At 65.7% G+C, this 1,433-nt stretch carries 1 protein-coding gene; it reads left to right on the plus strand.

The genetic code is table 11. The features are described from left to right. The first annotated feature begins 65 nt into the window (after positions 1 to 65). Entirely contained in the window at positions 66 to 1,307 is a 1,242-nt protein-coding gene (locus tag C5N14_RS31435; RefSeq protein WP_117673536.1) for an IS701 family transposase, read from the plus strand. The last annotated feature ends 126 nt before the right edge of the window (positions 1,308 to 1,433 follow it).

Raw genomic sequence — 1,433 nt, forward strand, 5'->3', positions numbered from 1 at the left:
TAGTGCTTTGTCACGTTTTGGTTAAGGGTAGTGGGGATCAGTGGATCAGCCTCGTTGTGACCGTTATGGACGAGGTTGAGGTACACCGTCTTCGTGAAGACCTGACCGGGTTCGTCGGGGATGTGTTCGGGTCTTTGACCAGGGTCGGGTGGCAGGACCGGGCGGTGTCGTACCTGCAAGGGTTGATGCTCGACGGGCGGCGAAAGTCGATCCAGCCGATGGCTGGCCGCCTCGATGGTGTGCACGATCAGGCGTTGAACCACTTCGTGACGAACAGCCCGTGGGATGTGCATCCGGTCCGAGCCCGGCTCGCCCAACGGATGGACACCGTGATCGGGCCGGTGGCGTGGGCGGTCGATGACACCGGCTGGCTCAAGTGCGGGTCGGCGTCACCCGGGGTGGCCCGGCAGTACACCGGCACGGCGGGCAAGGTCACGAACTGCCAGATCGGGGTATCGGTCAACCTGGTCACCGACACCGCGTCATGCCCGGCCGACTGGCGCCTGTTCCTCCCCGCCGTCTGGGACCCCGACTCACCGGACCCCGAGGTGACCCGGCGACGTACCCGGGCCGGGATCCCCGACCAGGTGCGGCATCGGGAGAAATGGCGCCTGGCGTTGGACATGATCGACGAACTCACCGGCTGGGGATTACGGGCGCCGTTGATCGTGGCCGACGCCGGATACGGCGACGCCGCCGAGTTCCGCCACGGCCTCGCCGAACGCGGCCTGCCCTACGTGGTGCAGGTGTCCACCAACACCGGCGTCCACCGCCATGACACGGCACGCACCACCCCGCCATATCAGGGCGTGGGCAAACCACCCACACAGCGGTACCGGCAACCAGCCGTCCCGGTGAAGGACCTCGTCCTCACCAACGGGCAGGCGCGGACGGTGGCCTGGCGAGACGGCTCCCGCATCCGAGGCGGTAAACCGGTGAAGATGCGGTCCAGATTCGTGTTCCTCCGGATCCGACCAGCCGGACGGGTCCTCCTCGCCAAGCACCGCGGCCAGGACCTACCCGAAGCATGGCTGATCGCCGAATGGCCCACCGGACAGAACGAACCCACCAAGTACTGGCTGTCGAACCTGCCCACCACCACACCAAAACGCACCCTCATCCGCTGGGCGAAACTCCGCTGGCGCATCGAACACGACTACCGCGAACTCAAAACCGGACTCGGCCTCGACCACTACGAAGGCCGCACCTGGCAAGGCTGGCACCACCACGTCACCCTCGTCTCCGCCGCCCACGCCTTCCTCACCCTGCAACGCCTCCACCACCCAAAAGCAACAGCGCCGGCCTGACCCTCTACGCAATACTCCGCAACCTGCAACACCTACTCGTCCGCCTCGCCGGCGCTTGCCCCACCTGCAAAACCCGTTTCCCCACAAGGAAACCCCACTACCCACTCAGATCATGACAAAGCACTA

The sequence above is a fragment of the Micromonospora sp. MW-13 genome (genome assembly GCF_003434305.1).
GTDB lineage: Bacteria > Actinomycetota > Actinomycetes > Mycobacteriales > Micromonosporaceae > Micromonospora.

Coding starts and splice junctions, on each gene's coding strand:
- C5N14_RS31435 (WP_117673536.1), top strand. CDS start 66: ATGGACGAGGTTGAGGTACACCGTCTTCGTGAAGACCTGACCGGGTTC.